This window comes from Arthrobacter gyeryongensis, assembly GCF_039543785.1.
Classification (GTDB): Bacteria; Actinomycetota; Actinomycetes; order Actinomycetales; family Micrococcaceae; genus Arthrobacter; species Arthrobacter gyeryongensis.
Map to the genome: position 1 here is coordinate 1 of NZ_BAABKK010000031.1, position 17,352 is coordinate 17,352.

At 63.4% G+C, this 17,352-nt stretch carries 17 protein-coding genes and 1 pseudogene; 7 read left to right on the top strand and 11 right to left on the bottom strand.

What is annotated here, in order from left to right; genetic code table 11:
- Window positions 1-788: pseudogene (locus ABEA18_RS20365) on the bottom strand (transposase); the annotation flags it as partial.
- A gap of 720 nt (window positions 789-1,508) precedes the next feature.
- On the opposite strand from ABEA18_RS20365, the gene ABEA18_RS20370 reads away from it, so the two are divergent.
- Window positions 1,509-1,742 (top strand): hypothetical protein, encoded by a 234-nt coding sequence (locus ABEA18_RS20370; protein ID WP_345452229.1) that lies wholly within the window; start codon window positions 1,509-1,511, stop codon window positions 1,740-1,742.
- Window positions 1,743-1,965: 223 nt separating this feature from the next.
- On the opposite strand, the gene ABEA18_RS20375 is transcribed toward ABEA18_RS20370, so the two are convergent.
- The 3 genes from ABEA18_RS20375 to ABEA18_RS20385 form a co-directional block, all read right to left on the bottom strand.
- Window positions 1,966-2,343: a YybH family protein gene (locus tag ABEA18_RS20375; RefSeq protein ID WP_345452231.1), complete on the bottom strand. Its 378-nt coding sequence runs from the start codon at window positions 2,341-2,343 to the stop codon at window positions 1,966-1,968.
- 296 nt (window positions 2,344-2,639) lie between these two features.
- Window positions 2,640-3,008, bottom strand: a complete 369-nt coding sequence (locus ABEA18_RS20380) for a nuclear transport factor 2 family protein (RefSeq protein ID WP_345452233.1) — start codon at window positions 3,006-3,008, stop codon at window positions 2,640-2,642.
- 115 nt (window positions 3,009-3,123) lie between these two features.
- Window positions 3,124-3,321, bottom strand: a complete 198-nt coding sequence (locus ABEA18_RS20385) for a hypothetical protein (protein ID WP_345452235.1) — start codon at window positions 3,319-3,321, stop codon at window positions 3,124-3,126.
- Window positions 3,322-3,383: 62 nt separating this feature from the next.
- Here ABEA18_RS20385 and ABEA18_RS20390 point away from each other — a divergent pair, with 62 nt between their 5' ends.
- Window positions 3,384-3,836, top strand: coding sequence for a hypothetical protein (locus ABEA18_RS20390; protein WP_345452237.1), 453 nt, complete (start codon window positions 3,384-3,386; stop codon window positions 3,834-3,836).
- Between the two features lie 157 nt (window positions 3,837-3,993).
- On the opposite strand, the gene ABEA18_RS20395 is transcribed toward ABEA18_RS20390, so the two are convergent.
- From ABEA18_RS20395 to ABEA18_RS20425, 7 genes are all read right to left on the bottom strand, one after another.
- On the bottom strand, window positions 3,994-4,308 hold the full coding sequence (locus ABEA18_RS20395) for a hypothetical protein (protein ID WP_345452239.1): 315 nt from the start codon (window positions 4,306-4,308) through the stop codon (window positions 3,994-3,996).
- 196 nt (window positions 4,309-4,504) lie between these two features.
- The gene (locus ABEA18_RS20400; RefSeq protein ID WP_345452240.1) at window positions 4,505-5,206 is read right to left on the bottom strand and encodes an HAD family hydrolase; all 702 of its coding nucleotides are present in this window, start codon (window positions 5,204-5,206) and stop codon (window positions 4,505-4,507) included.
- A gap of 112 nt (window positions 5,207-5,318) precedes the next feature.
- A complete protein-coding gene (locus tag ABEA18_RS20405; RefSeq protein ID WP_345452241.1) occupies window positions 5,319-5,957 on the bottom strand; it encodes a bifunctional 4-hydroxy-2-oxoglutarate aldolase/2-dehydro-3-deoxy-phosphogluconate aldolase in 639 nt (212 codons plus the stop codon).
- Window positions 5,958-6,011: 54 nt separating this feature from the next.
- The gene (locus ABEA18_RS20410) at window positions 6,012-6,974 is read right to left on the bottom strand and encodes a sugar kinase (RefSeq protein WP_345452242.1); all 963 of its coding nucleotides are present in this window, start codon (window positions 6,972-6,974) and stop codon (window positions 6,012-6,014) included.
- Complete coding sequence (locus ABEA18_RS20415) at window positions 6,971-7,879, bottom strand: carbohydrate ABC transporter permease (RefSeq protein WP_345452243.1); 909 nt, start codon at window positions 7,877-7,879, stop codon at window positions 6,971-6,973. The genes ABEA18_RS20410 and ABEA18_RS20415 overlap by 4 nt, the downstream gene beginning before the upstream one ends.
- Window positions 7,880-7,881: 2 nt before the next feature.
- A complete protein-coding gene (locus tag ABEA18_RS20420) occupies window positions 7,882-8,886 on the bottom strand; it encodes a carbohydrate ABC transporter permease (protein ID WP_345452245.1) in 1,005 nt (334 codons plus the stop codon).
- 76 nt (window positions 8,887-8,962) lie between these two features.
- Complete coding sequence (locus ABEA18_RS20425; protein ID WP_345452247.1) at window positions 8,963-10,258, bottom strand: ABC transporter substrate-binding protein; 1,296 nt, start codon at window positions 10,256-10,258, stop codon at window positions 8,963-8,965.
- Window positions 10,259-10,528: 270 nt separating this feature from the next.
- Here ABEA18_RS20425 and ABEA18_RS20430 point away from each other — a divergent pair, with 270 nt between their 5' ends.
- The 5 genes from ABEA18_RS20430 to ABEA18_RS20450 are packed head-to-tail and all read left to right on the top strand — an operon-like array spanning window position 10,529 to window position 17,335.
- Window positions 10,529-11,551, top strand: coding sequence for a LacI family DNA-binding transcriptional regulator (locus ABEA18_RS20430; RefSeq protein WP_345452249.1), 1,023 nt, complete (start codon window positions 10,529-10,531; stop codon window positions 11,549-11,551).
- A 10-nt stretch (window positions 11,552-11,561) separates the two neighbouring features.
- Window positions 11,562-12,572, top strand: coding sequence for a Gfo/Idh/MocA family protein (locus tag ABEA18_RS20435; RefSeq protein ID WP_345452251.1), 1,011 nt, complete (start codon window positions 11,562-11,564; stop codon window positions 12,570-12,572).
- An 18-nt stretch (window positions 12,573-12,590) separates the two neighbouring features.
- Entirely contained in the window at window positions 12,591-14,225 is a 1,635-nt protein-coding gene (locus ABEA18_RS20440; RefSeq protein WP_345452253.1) for an acyl CoA:acetate/3-ketoacid CoA transferase, read from the top strand.
- Window positions 14,226-14,258: 33 nt separating this feature from the next.
- A complete protein-coding gene (locus tag ABEA18_RS20445; RefSeq protein WP_345452255.1) occupies window positions 14,259-16,526 on the top strand; it encodes a gluconate 2-dehydrogenase subunit 3 family protein in 2,268 nt (755 codons plus the stop codon).
- Window positions 16,523-17,335, top strand: coding sequence for an enoyl-CoA hydratase/isomerase family protein (locus ABEA18_RS20450; RefSeq protein ID WP_345452257.1), 813 nt, complete (start codon window positions 16,523-16,525; stop codon window positions 17,333-17,335). Before ABEA18_RS20445 ends, ABEA18_RS20450 begins: the two co-directional genes overlap by 4 nt.
- The last annotated feature ends 17 nt before the right edge of the window (window positions 17,336-17,352 follow it).

A 17,352-nucleotide genomic window follows, 5' to 3' on the forward strand; every position in this document is an offset into this window, starting at 1 on the left:
GACCACGTCGGAGGCCTTGAAGGACCGGCGCGGAATGACTGCCAGGGCGGTGCGGGTGTATTCGTCGATGACATTGAAGAACCGTATGTGCCGGCCGCAGGAGGTCACGTCGGACTGGAAGTCGAAGCTGACCACGTGCATCGGATACTGGGCGGTGAGGCGCTTCTGTTCCCGGGCGCCGGGCCCGGTCCTGCGCCTCTTCCGTGCCCTGGGTTTACAGGCCAGGCCTTCGTCACGCCAGAGTCGGCGGACCCGCTTCCTGTTCAGCGCCACCCCGTCCCATGAAGGCTGGGCCAGGAGGTGCCAGCGGGCCTTCCGCCAGCCCCACGCGGGATGCTTCACGGCCACGGCCCTCAGGTCCGCCCGCAGCTGGGCCTCCTGGAATCCCATGTCGGGTTTCTTCTTGCGGAACGCGGACCGGTTCTGGCCCAGAATTCTGCAGGCAAGGCGCTCGGACGCCCCGAACTTCTCCACTGCCATGCGCACGGCACGACGGCGCGGTTCGGGGCTCAGAATTTTCCCTTCGCGACCTCGTTCAGGATGTCGATGGCCAGTTCCTTCTCAGCCAGCAGCCGCTTGAGCCGGGCGTTCTCCTTCTCCAGTTCCCTGGTCCGCCTGGATGCCTCGGCGTTCTTCTCGGACCCGTACTGATTCAGCCACCGGTACCAGGTCGCCTCGGTGATCTGGAGTTCCTTGATGACTTCGACCATCGGGCGTCCGTCGTTGAGCATTTTCTGCCCCTGCCGGACCTTGGCGATGACCTGCTCGGGGGTGTGTCTGCGTGCCATGATGCGTGAAATTCCTCCTGCGTCCATTCTCGGACACGAAACTCACACAAACACTGGACTCCTACCCGGGGACCCAGCCAATAGCGCCACCCTCGACATTTAGGATGCTAGTCATGTTCACGTGCAAGTTGCCCGTTATCAGTCAGAGCGGCATAGACCTCACGGTCCAGACTTTGGAGACTACCGAGACCCATCTCCTCATTCGCCTCAGATCAGAGGCCCGAATTCCATCTAGGCATCGGGCCGAGACAACTCTTGCAGCGGCGCATGAGCGATTTACGATCACAGATGCGCACGGCACGACGCTGATGAAAGAGCATGGCAGCTCGCTTTCGGAGGGTCCGTTCGGAGGAATTCTCGACCTGGCCTTCCCTTCAGATGGCCGGCTCGATCTAGGCTCTCCGCTCACCCTCAAATCCGAGAATGCCCAAGTGACATTCCAACTCTTATGCAAGATTAGGTGTGGGGGCATACGGGTTGGCAGGGCCCAACACCTATCTTAAATCTGTGGCCGTTCCGTGCGCTGCACGAAGATATCTCGCCGAAGAGCCGCTGCCGATGATGGGCCGATGAGGACGTTATCGAGCTCTAGGCTCTTCTTGTTGAAGAGACCGTGACCCGGCTCCTCACTGGTCTGGCAGGGTATGGCCCTGCGTGTTCGGGCGCACTAGTGTGTCGCACATGAGGGTGGAAGCACGTCCTCGAAAGGATCAAGCGATCATGCAGTGGCTGTGGAACGCATACCGGTTCCCGAAACAGTCTGTCAGCGATCTCGTCTCGCTTGAATACGTGTATCTCATCATCGCTGTCGGCTGGACCGTGATCGGGATCTTTCGGCTTCCAGGGTGGCCGGGCTACTTGGACATCATTTATGCAATCTTCGTTGGCACCCTTTCTCTAGCGGCCAGAAAGGAGATCCGGCGGCGTCAGGAAAGTGGTCCACAGACAAAATGAATCCAGGGCCTACTACCTGGACCGGACCGACGGGGCGTGATCCGAGTCCTGTCGGGTTTGGAGTGCGCAGTTCACCGACGCCGCCAAGCAGCCGCTCTTCGACAGAGCCGCCCACGGAGACCGCAGCTTCGGATCAAGTCTTTCATGGTTCCGCTTCCCTGCTGCTCGTTCCAGCGGTGGCCGCCCGTCAGGTTTAGTGTTGGATCACAGAGTCAGCGGACTGTCACCCAACTCGTGGATCGGCGTGCCGGTGAAGGAGCTTCCACCCGTCCGCTTCGCGTCTGTATACGCACGTAACGCGGATCGCGACGTCGCTCAGGTCATCCTGTCCGCCGACCTTCACACGGAATCGTTCAATTTCCACGGTGTAGGCCAGAACCTCGCCGACATCCTTCGCGATCGTTTCGAAAGAGACCAGCTCTCCGTCCCGGAAGTAAGACGCCGCCCGTTCGAGCTGCTCGTAGACTGCAGCCTTGCCGCGCCCGAATCCACCGAAGGGATTCCCGAGCGTGATGTCTTCGCCCTCGGAGAAGATGGCCTTGTAGCCGCTCGGGTCGCCGTTGACGATGGCATTAAGCGCGGCCCTTGCCTGAACTAGCAATTCATCAAACTCGGTAGCTCCCTCGGCGCATCGTCTCCTTCGACCCCAACTTCCCACAGTTTGGCAGTGGTCAACAGCTCCTGCCCATAGATGATGGTCAAGTAGGAAAAGATGGTAGATCAGCAAGACGTCAGAGGCGACCCTGAGTGGCGCCGCGTCCGGTAAGGGATACCCTTACGGGCTGAAGGGTGACAAATAGCGTTGCGAAAAGACCACCACTTATCGCTGCGAGTCACAGGCGGGGGGAATCAATACAATCATTCCTCCCGGTGAGGATCTGCAGGAATTCCCAGCCTTCAGCTCAGCTGCGAGAACATGTCGTTCCCGCTTGCCGTCGTCGCTGGGACTTCCTGCAGCACGTCCCAGTGCTCGATGATCTTGCCGTCCTCACTGAACCGGAAAATGTCCACGCCTGCGGAGTTGAACGTCTTGTAGTGCGAGTGGACGGCGACGAAGTCACCTTCGGCGATCACACGATGAACTTCGACGTCGACCGGCCCGAACTGGGAGAAGAAGTCCTTTACCGCCTGCAAACCATCGCCGGCCTGCGGGTTGTGCTGCTTGTAGTCCTGCACGATCAGCTCGTTGAAGGCCTCGGTGTCTCCGGCCCGGAAGGCATCGAAGAGTCGCGCCACGGTCTCCTTGTTGGCTTCGCTTGTGGCCATGGTGAGTCCTCCTGACAGCCGGGGTGGTGTGGCTCATAGAGTACGCGCGACCTGCCTCGTCAACAAGGCTCCGCGTTGACTCATAAAAAACCTCCGCGTGGTCGGATACGTTGCCTCAGATCAAAACCTCCGGGAGGACCGGGGTGGAGATCCTTGAGGGATGGGATTGACGATGGGTGAACGGAAGGCTGCCTCGAAGCATCTGGCCGAGTCTTACCGGGCTGGTGACCGGGTCCGGATGGGGCGGATCCTGGACGAGCTGGTTGAGCTGACCGGCTGGCACCGGGACCACGCCCGGGCGGTGTTGCGGCATGCGCTGGATCCGCCGCGGCCCCGCGCGTGCGGCCCCGGCGCGTGCGGCCAGGACGTGCCCCGGTGTACGGGGCCGACCTGCAGGAGGGGCTGGTGATGTGCTGGGCGGTGCTGCGGGGGCCGGCGGGCGAGCTGCTGGCGCCGATGCTGCCGGATCTGGTGTCGATGCTGCGCGCCGAGAAGGCCCTGGACCTCACGGACGGGCAGGCGGAGCTGCTGGGACGGATGAGCGCGGCGACCATCGACCGTCGGCTGGCGGGGCGGCGGGCGAAGCTTTTACCGCGAGGCCGGTCCCATACCAAGCCCGGATCGCTGCTGAAGTCACAGATACCGGTGCGCACCTGGGCGCAGTGGGACAACGCGGTTCCGGGTTTCGTTGAGATCGATCTGGTCGGTCACGACAGCCGGCGTGCAACGCTCGACGGATACGACTACGGCGCGGAGGAGCAGCTCAACGAGGGTCGAATACGGAGCGCGTTTCGGGTCAGTAGAGGTGTCTGGCCAGCAAACGCTTAAGGCAGCAGCGGATCTGACGATCGGCGTTATCCGTGCCTATGACGGTGGCTATTTGGAGGAAACCTACACGGAGGTCCACCAACAAGCGTGGCCCGTGATTGGGCCCCAGTTTCCAGCATGCGATCGGACGATCCCGCGGCGGTATCGATTGACCTGATCAGGTGTGCATCACTTGTTGGTCGACCCAACGCTCCAACGGTGGCACGAGCAAGAGCACGAACACGCTGGCGACCATGAGGACATGGACGAAGGCGTTCCATGCCGTCGTGCCGACGGTTTCACCTCCGCCGACCGCCGCGATCCAGTACGGGACGAGAGTGATCAGACCCAATCCCGCTGAACTGATGGCAATCATCTCCCACCAGCCCTGACGCGCGAACAGCCCCCACGTGGCGATGACGAAGCCCACCATGGTCACCAGCCAGAGCACCAGCGTCACCACCCACAGCACGCCTCCCGCGAAAAGTTTCATGCTCAGAAGACGACTGCACTGAATCCCAGGCGTCTTACGGGCTATTGCCTGGACCTCCGAGCGGTGCGCTTGTCCACGTCGAGGGGGTCTCGTGGAGCGGATCTGGTCACTGGACTTCCCGCCGCGCCGACCATCAGGCGGGTGCCCAGCGGAATTGCGGGTTGAGAGTCTGACTTCAAAGAGTCCGGCTTCTTGTTCAACTGCCGGCTGCAGGCCGGTGGTCGCCGGCGCCCGGATCGCGGAGTATGCCGCGGAGGCTATCCACTGTAAGGTCCTCGAGTGACGCGATGAAGTGACGCCCGGGTCCGGGTGGCGGCTGCACGATCCCTGGCACAACTATGACTTCCATGCCAGCGGCTTGGGCGCTGGTGGTGCCACTGACTGAATCCTCCACGGCAACGCAGTTTGCGGGGTCAACGCCGAGGAGGTCTGCTGCGGCGAGGTATGGGGCCGGGTGGGGCTTACCCTGCGGGACGGAATCTCCGGCGACCACGGCGTGGAAGGTTCCGATGGGTGCGGCTGCGGCCACGCGGGTGGCGACGGGGCTGAAGGCCATGGTGACCAGCGCGGAAGGAATATGTTGGGCGACGAGTTCGCCGAGGATCCGTTCCGCACCCGGAAGCCAAGGGATCCCGCCCTGCAGGCTAGCGACAACGCGTTCGAGGAGGTCATCGATGATCTCGGTGACGGAGAGGGCCACCCCGCTTTCCCTTAGTATTGCCGCTGTCACGGGCATTGCCTGCCCGACTGTGGCCCGGGCGTCGTGGGTGGTCCACGTGATTCCGTGTTCTTGTGCGAGCTCTGTTTGGGCAGCCAGCCAGTAGGGCTCCGTGTCGACGAGCGTGCCGTCCATGTCCCACAGGACTGCCTGAAGGCGGTCCTCGTTGTCAGAGGTCATGGCGGTGTCCGTTCTTGGGATGCGAGGCTCTGCGGTCATGTCGCGTTGAAGTGATGATAGTCCCGCGACTGCGCGGTTCGGGACCCTCGCTGGAGTCCCGGTGTGGATGGGTTTAGTGGGGAGCGCTCGTGCCTGAGATCGACGCGAGGAGATCGCGCACGGATGCTGCGGCGGCGTCGGAGGAGAAATCTGAGCTTAGCCCGACGACGCTGACTCCCGCAGAGAGGTACGTCGTGGCTGTCGCGGCTTTCATGCCTCCGGTCGCGACGAACTGAACGTCCGGGAAGGGTCCTTTCATGGCCCTGATCCATTCGGGTCCGAGCCCAGAGGCCGGGAACGCCTTGAGCCAGGTCAATCGGAGGGCGTTCGCCCGGAGTATTTCACTGGGGGTGGCCACTCCCGGCAGGTGCGGGAGACCGCGTCGGATGCTCTCCCGGAGGACCGTTTCATCCAGGCCTGGCGAGACTGTGAACGATGCGCTGGCTGATGCTGCGGCGTCCAGTTGTTCGGGGCGGATGATAGTTCCGGCGCCGACGGCGAGCCCTCTTTCTGCGGCTGCGCTGGCCACCGCGGCCAGGGTAGGGACGGCGTCTGGTGTTTCGATGGTGACTTCGACGTGTTCGACGCCGGCGTCCCATGCCCGCGTGGCGGACTTGACGGCTTCGACGGGGGTGAGGCCGCGGAGCACGGCGATCACCGGGACGCTGAAGAAGTCATCGGCAAACCAGTCGTTGGGGTGTTTGTGTAGCAAGGTGTTCTCCTTGGGAGGTGGTTCCAGCGGGGGTTGGGTTTCCGGCGGTGAGTCTCAGTTGGCGGCTGCCGGCACCTGCTTGGCACCGTAGCTGCGCGGCTTCGTGCCGTGACCTGGCCTGAAGTCCGCGCGGGTACCCAGGGTCCACGCTGCGAAGGAGTGGCCGAGGGCCAATCTCTCGACCGGCTCGTCTCCGCGGAGCAGCCCGGCGAGGTAGCCGGCGGCGAACGCGTCACCGGCACCGACAGGTTCAACGACGTCCACCAGGTGTGCGGGAACCCGGAACATCTGCTCGTTCTTGCCTGGTTCGCGGATGAACTCCACGGCTTCGTTGGCCGAATCCTTGATGACCAGGTGCCGGGGCCCGGGAAGGAGTGCCGAGACGTCTTCCGCGGTGGAGCAGCCCCACAGGGTTTCGGCTTCATCGAGGCCCACGAGGACCACCGTAGCCATGGAGGCCAGCTCGAGAAGCCTAGGCCCAGCCATCTCCACGTTCCATAATGCCGGGCGGTAGTTGACGTCGAAGGACACCTCGTACCCTGCGGAGTGGGCGTGTTTGAGAAGCTGCTCGGTGAGTTCCGAGCAGGTGCCCGACAAGGCTGGGTTGATTCCGCTCGTGTGGATCCAGCCGGTCTGCTCCAGGACCCAAGCGCTTGAATCCTCCGGCGCCATGCGGGAGGCCGCGGAACCTGCCCTGTAATAGAGGGTGCGGGCTCCGTGACCAAGATCCGGGTCTTTAAAATACACTCCCGTACTGGACGCCGGATCCCGGACCACCCTGCTGACATCCACACCACGGGCGGTCAGGCCCTCCGCGATGCGGTCCCCGAACGGATCCATCCCTAACCGGCTGGCCCAGCCTGCACGGCACCCGAATTCGGCCAGGTGAGCGGCGACGTTGGACTCCGCTCCCCCGTAACCAAGCAGGCATTCCTCGGCTTCGCGTAGTGGTTCGGCTTTCGCAGGGGTGACGACGGCCATGGTTTCGCCGACACACAAGACATCAAGCACAGTCATTTCACGGCTCCAGCGGTGAGGCCGCTGACGAAGAACCTGCCCAGGACGAGGTAGAGCAGGACAGTGGGGGCGGCGACCAGCACGGCGCCGGCCATCAGTTCGGAGTAGTTGACGGTCGTCGTGCCGATGAGGTTGTTCAGCGTAACGGTGGCCGGCCATGCGGCCGGGGAAGCCAGGATGAACCCGAAGAGGAAGTCGTTCCAGATGTTCGTGCATTGGAAGATTCCTGCGACGACGAACCCGGGAACCGACAGCGGGAGCATCACCCGGAAGTACGTCTTCCAGATCCCGGCGCCGTCGATGGCTGCGGCCTCGATGATGGCGCTGGGGATACCTTCGTAGTAGTTGCGGAAGATCAGCGTGGTGATCGGGATGCCGTAGATGATGTGGACCACGATCAGGCCGGCGATGCTGCCTTGGAGGTGCAGCATGTTCAGGAACTGGAAGACCGGGATGATGACGGCCTGGAACGGGATGAACATCCCCACCAGGAGGACCGTGAAAAGGGCGTTGGACCCCTTGAACGGAAACTTGGACAGGATGTATCCGTTGATTGAACCGAGCAGGCACGAAATCAATGCCGCAGGGAGGGTGATCTGGAGTGAATTGATCAGGGATCCGTGAAGCTTTGTCCATGCCCCTTTGAAGGCGTCAAGGCTTGGCGCGTCGGGGAATGCGAGGAAGAAGTTGGGTGCTCCACTGCTTCCTGACAATGCCGTGGAGATGATGACATATACCGGCATGAACATGCCGAGGGTGGCTACGGCGCAGACTGCTAGGACGATCCAGCCTCCGGGGGTCTTGGGGATTTTCCACGAACGGGGCTTACGCCTACCTGGAGCCAAACGCCGGCGTGAGGAGTTGCTTGGGCTGGGCGTTGTCGGTTGAAGTGTTTCGACGGCCATTTCTATGCCTTCCGCTCTTTCCGGTAGCCGCGGATGAGGTAGGGGACAATCACCACGAGCGTCAGCAGGAGCAGGATGATCGCCATCGCTGAGGCTTTGTCGTAGCGGCTGGTGAGGTAGTTGTAGATGTAGATGCCGGGGACATCGGTGACGAATCCGGGGCCGGAGCCTGACATTGCTATGACGAGATCGAAGATCTTCAATGCCACGTGAAGCAGGAGCACGAAGCAGGTGATGGTTGAGGGCCACAGCTGGGGAAGGACGATGTGGCGTAGGCGTTGCCAGGTGTTGGCACCGTCGACGCTTGCGGCTTCAAGGTGTTCTTCCGGAATGGAGGCAAGCCCGGCCAGGTACATGGCCATGGCGAAGCCAACGAGCTGCCAGGCGGCGGCGAAGATGATGGGCAGCAGGGCGACGGGAATACCGAACTGGACCTTGAGGAAGTCGGTGCCGGTGGGGTCGTTCAAGGCACCTAGGACGGTGGTGTCGGTAGTCCAGCCGGGAGGATTCTGGATGCCCAGGTTCCGCAGGATTTCGTTGACGCCGGTGGAGGGCGAGAAGATCCAGCGCCAGGCGACACCGGTGACGATGAAGGACAAGGCATAGGGCAGGAGGAAAACGGTCCGGAAGAGGCCTTTGCCTACCGCGACGTGGTGGATGAAGAGGGCTGCAACGAGTCCGCCGAGGATGGCCAAGACCAGGAAGACAATTGTGAAGATCACGACGTTGCGGATATCGGCCTGGAAGCGTTGTTCCTGGACGATCTCGCCGTAGGTGCCACCGAACGGCTGGCGGATGCTCAGATCGGGACTTGTGCCGATCTTCCAGTTCGAAAGCGAGATATAGACGGTGATGCCGATGAAGACGTAGACGAAGACGAAGCTGACCAGGAGGCTGGGAGCGAAGATCCACGCGGCTCGCCGGGACGTCTTGACGTTGTGGGGTACCTGTTTCTTGGACCGGGGTGAGGGGCTGACCGGCGCTGGAGGTGCTGTTGAGGTTGTCATGTGTGAACTGATCCTGTCCGGGGGGTGGCTGCGGAGGCCCGCAGCCACACCCGTTACGACGTGGTTGGAGTGCCGGCTACTTCAGCTGGCTCTTCTGCGCCTGCGTCATGCTGGCGGTGAAGGCGGCAACGTTGCCGCTGCCGTTGAAGGTGGAGACGGCGTCGGCATAGGTCTGGGCGAATTCAGCCGGAGCTGCCTGGGCGTGCGCCAGTGAGGAGACCACCGCCGCGGACTTGAAGCTCTTGGCGGCGGATTGCTGGTACGGCGACAGCCCGGAGACGTCAGCGGTGCTCAGGGCTGGGATGGATCCCTTTTTGGCCGCGAAGGCTGTCTGGATCTTCGGATCCATCAAGGTCTTCAGCCACGCCTTTGCCGCATCGGCGTGCGGGATGTTGTTGGCGGGGATGGAGAAACCGTCACCCACGTAGTCGAAGATGTCTTCTTTCCCGGGGAACACCACCCATGCGAAGTCCGTCCCCGGCTTTTTGCCGGCGTTGAGAAGTTCTCCGTAGGCCCAGTCGCCCATGAGGTTGACGGCGCAAGCGCCGTTGGTCATCTTCTTGGCGGCCTCGTCCCAGGTGATGGCCGAGTGGTCCTTGTTGGCCAGGGAGAGGATCGTTTTGTAGTCTTCCAGCGCCTGTTTCACTTCGGGGGCGTCGAAGGAGTACTGGTTGGTGAAGAGTTTCTTCCAGTTATCCGCGCCTGCCCGGGACATGATGAGGGACTCCAGCAGTTCCGCGGAGGCAAAGATGTCCTTGTCCCCCAGGCAAACCGGCGTTACACCCGATGCTTGCACCCGCTTGAGGCTGCTGATCAGGCCGTCGACGCCGGCGGCCGGGTCGATTGTGACGTTCGCCTTGGCGAGCACTGAGGGATTGGTCCACAGGACATTGCCGCGGTGGACCCCGATGGGAACCGTGTAGTACTTGCCGTTGACCTGTTGTGCTTCGGCGACGTCTTTGGGCATCTGGGAAGCCCAGTTTCCCTCGGTCCAGAGTGCCGTCAAATCGGCGGCCTGGCCCCCATCGACGTAGCTCTTGAGTTGCCCTGCCGGGTGCACTTGCCACGTGTCGGGCGGGCTGCCGGCCTGGAGTCGTGCTGCCAGCGCCTGCCTGGCGTTGGATCCGCCGCCGCCGGACACTGCGGCGTTGTCGACAGAAAGGCCAGGCGAGGCCTTTTTCACCCCGTCAATGAGCACGTTGAGCGCGTCCGCCTCTGAACCGGAGGTCCACCAGGACGTGATCTCAAGTTTGTTGGTGCCGGCCCCGCTCGAGCTTCCGGCGGGAGTGTTGGCGGCGCATCCGGTGACGGCGATGAGGCTTGCCGCGGCCGTTGCGGCCATTGAGATCTTGAGTTTGTTGGAAGAACGCATGACTACTCTCCTTTGGGTTGTCAGACGCCGGACAAGGCCGGCTTCAGCCTGCGTTGTGGTTCAGGTTACATATTTAAGTAGATCGATGCAATACTTTTCTTCACAAGCGGGATCATGCAGCCCCAATCGGCGGATCGTGATGAAGCCACGATGCGAATTGTCTCGAATTTCAGCAAACTATTGGCGGTAGATTTCTAGTAGATCGATCTATCGCAGTGGATGGAAACATGATAGAAATGTGAGACCAAGCACGAAAGGAGGTGCGGATCGATGAATAAGGTGACCCTGAACGATGTCAGCCGAGCGGCTGGAGTATCTCGATCTACCGCTTCGCTGGTGCTGCGGGGAAGCTCCCGCATTCCGGAAGCGACCTCGGACCGCGTCCGGCTGGCGATGGCAGAGCTGGGCTACGTCTATAACCGGCACGCGGCCAACATGCGCCGCAGTCAGTCGATGACTCTCGGACTGATCGTGACGGACATCCGCAACCCCTACTTTGCCGGGCTGACCATGACCATCGAGGAAGCCGCGCATGAAGCCGGGTACACGCTCCTGGTCGGCTACAGCCGGGATGACGTCGAGCGGCAGGCCCTTCAGCTCGAGACGATGGTCCAGCAGCAGGTCGATGGAATCTTTCTACTGCCCGCTGAGGGAACCGAGCTGGCCCCGGTCTGCCAGATCGTTGACCGCTCCTCGGTACCGGTCCTGCAGCTGGCGCGCTATTTCTCCGAAGAAATGGACTACGTCGGCCCGGACAACATTCTGGCCGGGCAGCGGCTGGCCAGGCATGTGTCCTCCCTGGGTGCAGCGTCGGCGGTGCTCATTGGGGGCCCTGAATATTCTTCGGCGCGTACCGAACGTATCAAGGGCCTGGAAACCGGCTTTGCGGGAAGCAGCGTGGCTTTCGACGCATCCTTGTCCGCCGCTACCACCACGAACAATGCTGCCGGCGGTTCCGAGGGCGTGGCCCGGGTGCTTGACCAGGGGATCTGGCCAGACTGCATCATCGCCTACAGCGACGCGGTGGCGCTCGGGATCTATGCCGAGCTGCGTCGGCGGAACCTGGAACCGGGACGGGACGTCTCCGTGGCGAGCTTCGACGACATCGCCATGGCCGAACTGCTGCTCCCGCCGCTGACTTCTGTGGCCACCTACCCGGAACTCATCGCCCGCAAAGCAGCGGAGATGCTGTTGAACCGCATAAGGGACTCTTCGCTGGATCCCCAACGATCCCTCATCGAACCGGCGCTGAAGATCCGCGCTTCCACCGCCCAATGGCGACCTAGAACCTAAGGAGAAATCAATGACAGCACTGAAATGGGGCCTCATCGGCGCCAGCGACATCGCTGCGACCCGAGTCATCGGCGCCATCCGCGCAAGTGGAGGCGACGCCGTCGGGATCTACAGCGGATCCGGAGACCGGGCGCGGGACTTCGCGGCCAGCCACGAAATGCCCAATGTCACCACCGCTCTGGACGAGCTTCTGGGCTGGGACATTGACGCGGTCTACATTTCCTCCACCAACGACAAGCATTTCGACCAGGCCATCAGGGCACTTCGGGCCGGCAAGCATGTGCTGTGCGAGAAGCCACTGGCCCTGAGCGTCGAGGAGGCAAGGGCGATGGTGGATTTGGCGGAGCAACGGGACCTGATCCTGGCTGCGAACCACCACCTGCCAGGCAGCCCGCTGCATGCGAAAGTCCGGGAGCTCGTGAACGCCGGAACCATCGGTACCGTCCTGTCGGCAAAGGTTGCCCACGCCGTTCTCCTGCCGGAACGACTTCGCGGTTGGCGGCTCGGTCAAGGCACCCCCGGCAGCGGGGTGATCCTGGACATCACCTGCCACGACGCCTCGGTCCTCAACCCGCTGCTCGGCACTCCGGTGGCGGTCAGCGCCGTCGCCGTCCAGCAAGCAGCCTGGAACACGGGCGGCCAGGAAGACGCCGCCATGACCGTGATCCGGTACGAGCGGGACGGCCAGGCTCCCGTCCTCGCCCAGACCCATGATTCCTTCACGGTCGGCTACGCGAAGACTTCCCTGGAAGTCCACGGCACCGCCGGCACCCTCATTGTCACCGACGCCATGACGCAGGAGACCGAAGGCCAGCTGGTCCTGACTACCGAGTCAGGAAGCCAAACCATCGACGTCGACTGCTCCGATGATCTTTATGTCATCAACCTGCGCGCCTTCACGTCCGCCGTCGAGGGCACGGGCATCCCGACGGCGAGCGGCAAGGACGGGCTGCTGGCCCTCAAAGTCGCCCTCGCAGCCCAGGAATCCGCGCTCTCCGGATGCACCGTCCACATCAACTAAGACCCCAGAAAGAACACCATGCAGAAGGTACAGATCCTCACGGCCCGCGAGGCAGCGGAGCTCATCAACGACGACGACGTCATCACCGTCAGTTCTTCCAGCGCCCTCGGGTGCCCGGACAGCGTTTTGGCCGGGATCGGCCAGCGGTTCGAGGAAACCTCCCACCCGACGAACCTGACGTCCGTGCATCCCATTGCCGCGGGCGACATGTACGGAGTGAAGGGCATCGACCACATCGCCCGCCCCGGTCTGCTGCACAAAGTCATCGCCGGGTCTTACCCCTCGGGACCCTCCAGCGCGGAGCCGCCCTTGATCTGGCAGATGATCGAGAGCGAGGAAGTGGAGGCCTACAACTTCCCCTCGGGCGTCATCTACCAGATGCACCGCACCGCGGCGGCGAAACAACCGGGAGTCTTCACGCAGGTAGGCCTGGACACCTTCATCGACCCCCGCCTTCAAGGCGGACGGATGAACAACACCACCCCCGCCGCGCACGTCGAGACAACCACCCTGGCAGGGCAGGAATGGCTGTTCTTCCCCTCAGTTATCCCCAACGTCGCCATCATCCGGGCAACCACCGCCGATGAATACGGCAACCTGACCTTCGAAGACGAAGGATCACCACTTGGGGCCCTGGATCTTGCCTACGCTGCCCATAACAACGGTGGCGTCGTTATCGCCCAGGTCAAGCGTCTGGCCGAAGCAGGAAGCCTGCACCCGCAGCACGTGAAAGTTCCCGGGATCCTGGTCGACGCCATCGTCATCGCCGAGGACCAGCTCCAGACCACCCTGACCGCGAACGACCCCGCCATCTCGGGGCAACTGCGCAGGCCCCTGAGCTCGCTCCCCCACGTCGCCTTCTCCATCGAGAAGATCACCGCCCGTCGCGCCGCCCAGGAACTCAAGGCCGGCGAGATCGTCAACCTCGGCTTCGGCGTCTCGGCACTGGTCCCCCACGTCCTCGTCGAAGAAGAGCAGGGACGGGAAGTCAGCTGGGTCATCGAACAGGGCGCCGTAGGCGGCATCCCCCTGCTGGACTTCGCGTTCGGATGCGCCCAGAACCCTGACGCAATCATGCCCAGCATCGACCAATTCACCCTCCTGCAAGGCGGCGGCTTCCACCGCTCTTTGCTGTCCTTCCTGGAGATCGACCGGCTCGGCAATGTCAACGTCCACCACCTGCCCAAGAAGCGCCACGTCACCGCGGGCGTCGGCGGCTTCGCCGACATCACGTCCTCGGCTCCCGAGATCATTTTCATGGGCGCCTTCACCGCCGGACGCCGCGACATCGTGGCCGGCGGGAACGGCTTGGACATCCGCGCCGATGGCCCCTTCACCAAGCTGGTCAACGACGTTTCGGCCATCACCTTCTCTGGGCCCCGTGCCTTGGCGCGCGGCCAGAAGGTCAAATACATCACCGAACGCGCGGTGCTGGAGCTCACCAGCAAGGGACTCGTCGTCACTGAAATCGCCCCCGGCGTGGATCTCCAAAAAGACGTCCTGGACCGCAGCGAGTTCCCGCTGATCGTCTCCGACAATCTACGGACCATGGACCTCGCCCTCTTCGCCGACGCACCGGTCGGCATCCACCTCCCGACGCTGCCGCTGCACGAGCGGATCGAACAGCGCACCCCTTCACTGGCCGCGCACTGACGCACGGCCGAAACACTTGAAAGGACTCCCGCGATGAAAAGCTTCCGCATTCTCACGCCCTACGAAACCGAACTTGCCGACGCGCTGTTCGAAGCCATGTTCCCTTCCGACGGGGAAAGCCCCGACGTCCGCGACGCCGGAGTCACCACCTACCTGGATCTGACCTTGGAAGGCTACGGCCGGAAGGAACTGCCCCGGTACCAATGGCTCTTTGGTGCCTTGGACCGGTATGCGGAGGACAAGCACGGCCGGAACTTCGCCGCGCTAACACTGGACGAACGCACCGACGTGCTGGTCTTGCTCGAACAAGGCGAACTGACCGATCAGCTTCCTGCGAAGGAACAGCGGGAGCTCTTCGGGCTGGTCGTCGCGCACCTGCAGGAAGGCCTTTTCGCGGATCCTGCCCACGGTGGAAACAAGGACGGTGTCGGCTGGAAGTTCCTCAAGCACCCCGGCGTCTGGTTGGAAAACTCGGCCGAGGAAAACCTCAGCACCGAACATGTGACCAAGGGTGGAGTGATCAAGACCCTTGCCGATGCCATGCGGGGGATCCCCCGGGATACCGAAGGACACCGGCTCAAGCAGCTTGGCTACGAGAACGCCGTGAACCCGCAAATGACCGAGGAAGTCGACGTCCTCCTCATCGGCGTCGGAGCCATGGGCGGGCTGAGCGCCCAGGTCTTCGCCGAGGCCGGCCTGAACGTGGTGGGCCTGGAAGCCGGACCGTTCCGTCCCCTGGACGAATTCCTCCCCGACGAACTCGAACACGCCTACTACACGCGAGGCGGCCTGGGACCCAAGTTCCAACAGGAGACCCCCCGCTGGCGCGAAACCGCGGAGGAAGAGGACAGCCGCGAAGCCACCTTCTCCCTGGGCCGGATGGTCAACGGCGTCGGCGGCTCCGCAGGACACTACGGATCCTGGCTGCGGCGCTTCCACCCCTGGCAATTCGCCCCCAAGAGCCACTACGACGGCCTCTACGGACCGGAAGCGCTCCCCGAGGACTGCACCCTGGCCGACTGGCCCGTCAGCTACGAAGACCTGGAACCCTTCTACACGAAGCTCGAACACCTGATCGGCATCGCCGGTGACGAATCCAACCCCTTCGTGCGGCGCAGCAAGCCCCTGCCGCTGCCGCCCACCCGGCCGTTCATCCTGGGCAACAAGTTCACGGAGACAAGCAAGGCCGCCGGACTGCACCCGCACCCCGTTCCCGTCGGATTCACCACCGAGTCCTACGGCGGGCGGCCTGCCACCGGTTACAGCGCGTGGAACAACGGCCTTGGATCCTTCCGCGGCGACCGCTGGCACCCCGGCCTAGGCCCGGTGCCTGCCGCCATCGCCACCGGCAACTTCGAACTGCGCACCCACTCCCGCGTCACCCGGATCATCATGGATGAGTCAGGTGCCGCCCGCGGCGTCGAGTGGGTCGATCCCCTGGGCAGGGTCCGCCGCCAGTACGCCCGGGCCGTCATCCTCTCCGCGTACACCTACGAAAACCTGCGCCTGATGTACCTTTCGGCCGATTCCCGTCACGAAAACGGCCTCGGTAACAACACCGGCCAACTGGGGCTTCACTACATGACCAAGATGTTCGGCCACGTGGATGCCCTCTTCCCGGGTATCGAATTCAACCGCCACACCGGCCCTGCCGCCCAGGGCGTGGTCTTGGACGACTACCTCTCCCCCGAATTCAGGTCCCTGGACCACGGCTTCATCGGCGGTGCGACCCTCGGCGCCGAACAGCAGGCCCTGCCACTGCAGATCGCCCGCGAAACCCTCCCCGAAGACGTCCGCCGCTGGGGCGCCGGCTACCGCGACCATTTAAAACTGTGGTCCCAGCAAGGAGTCATCCGCATCCAGCCCGACGCCCTCCCATACGCCTCGCACCGCCTGGAAATCGACCCACGGCACCGTGACTCCTCCGGACTCGGCATGCCTTTGGTCCGGGTGACATACAGGCTGCGCGAGAATGAGCGCCGACTGGCCGCCTGGATGGCAGACCGCGCAACCGGCCTGCTGAAAGACATGGGAGCAACGAAGACCTGGCAAGGCCCCTACTTCACCGGGGTCGGCTCCAGTCACGACCTCGGCGGTGCCCGCTTCGGCCACGACCCTGCCGGTTCGGTCTTGGACGAGCATCTCGCGGTCCACGACACCCCCAACCTCTTCATGTACTCCGGCGCGGCGTTCCCCAGCTGCCCCGGCATCAACCCCACCCTGACCATCTGGGCTATCGTCCTGCGCGCCGCCGAGCACTTGGCCGGCGAACTCGGCGGCCTACGAAAGGAGCAGCCATGAGCACCGAAACAGCACCGGTTGCCAAAGAAGCGACCGAACAGGTGACCGTGGAGTACTCCGCTGATGGATACACCGCGAACATTCTGATCGACCGCTCGGCCAAGCTCAACGCACTTACCCTGGGCCTGCTGGAGGACCTGGCCGCGGCAACCCGCGAAGTCGCCGCCTCCACGGCCCGGCTCGTCATCGTGCGCACCGGCGGTCAAAAGGTCTTCTGCGTCGGCGCGGACATCAACCACTTCGCCGATCTCTCCGCCGCCGGCATGTGGCGGGACTGGATCGCCACCGGCCACCGGGCCTTCGATGCGCTCGCCGGACTCCGGCAGCCCAGTATCGCCGTCGTCGATGGCCTCGCGTTCGGCGGCGGGCTGGAACTTGCCTTGGCGTGCGACTTCCGCGTCATCGCCGCCGAAGCACGCGTTGCCCTTCCCGAAACCGGACTCGGCACCGTACCCGGCTGGGGTGGCACTGAACGCACCACGGAACTGGTGGGCCGCGCACGAACCAAGGAACTTGTCCTGACCCGGCGGCAACTCTCGGGCGAGGAAGCCGTCGGCTGGGGCCTGGCCACCGCCGTCGCGCCCCAAGCGGAGCTTGAAAAGGCCGTCGCAAAGCTCAGCGCTGACTTGCTGGCCGGAGCCCCGCTGGCCGTGCAACTGGGCAAGCAGCTCGTCGACGCGGCTGCCGACGGCGCTCCGTCCCGCGTGCTCGAGGCCCTGGCCGGCGGCCTCGCGGCCGCCACCGACGACCTGGCCGAGGGTGTCGCAGCGTTCCGGGAAAAGCGCTCCGCGCACTTCACGGACAACTGACACCACGAGCCGGACAC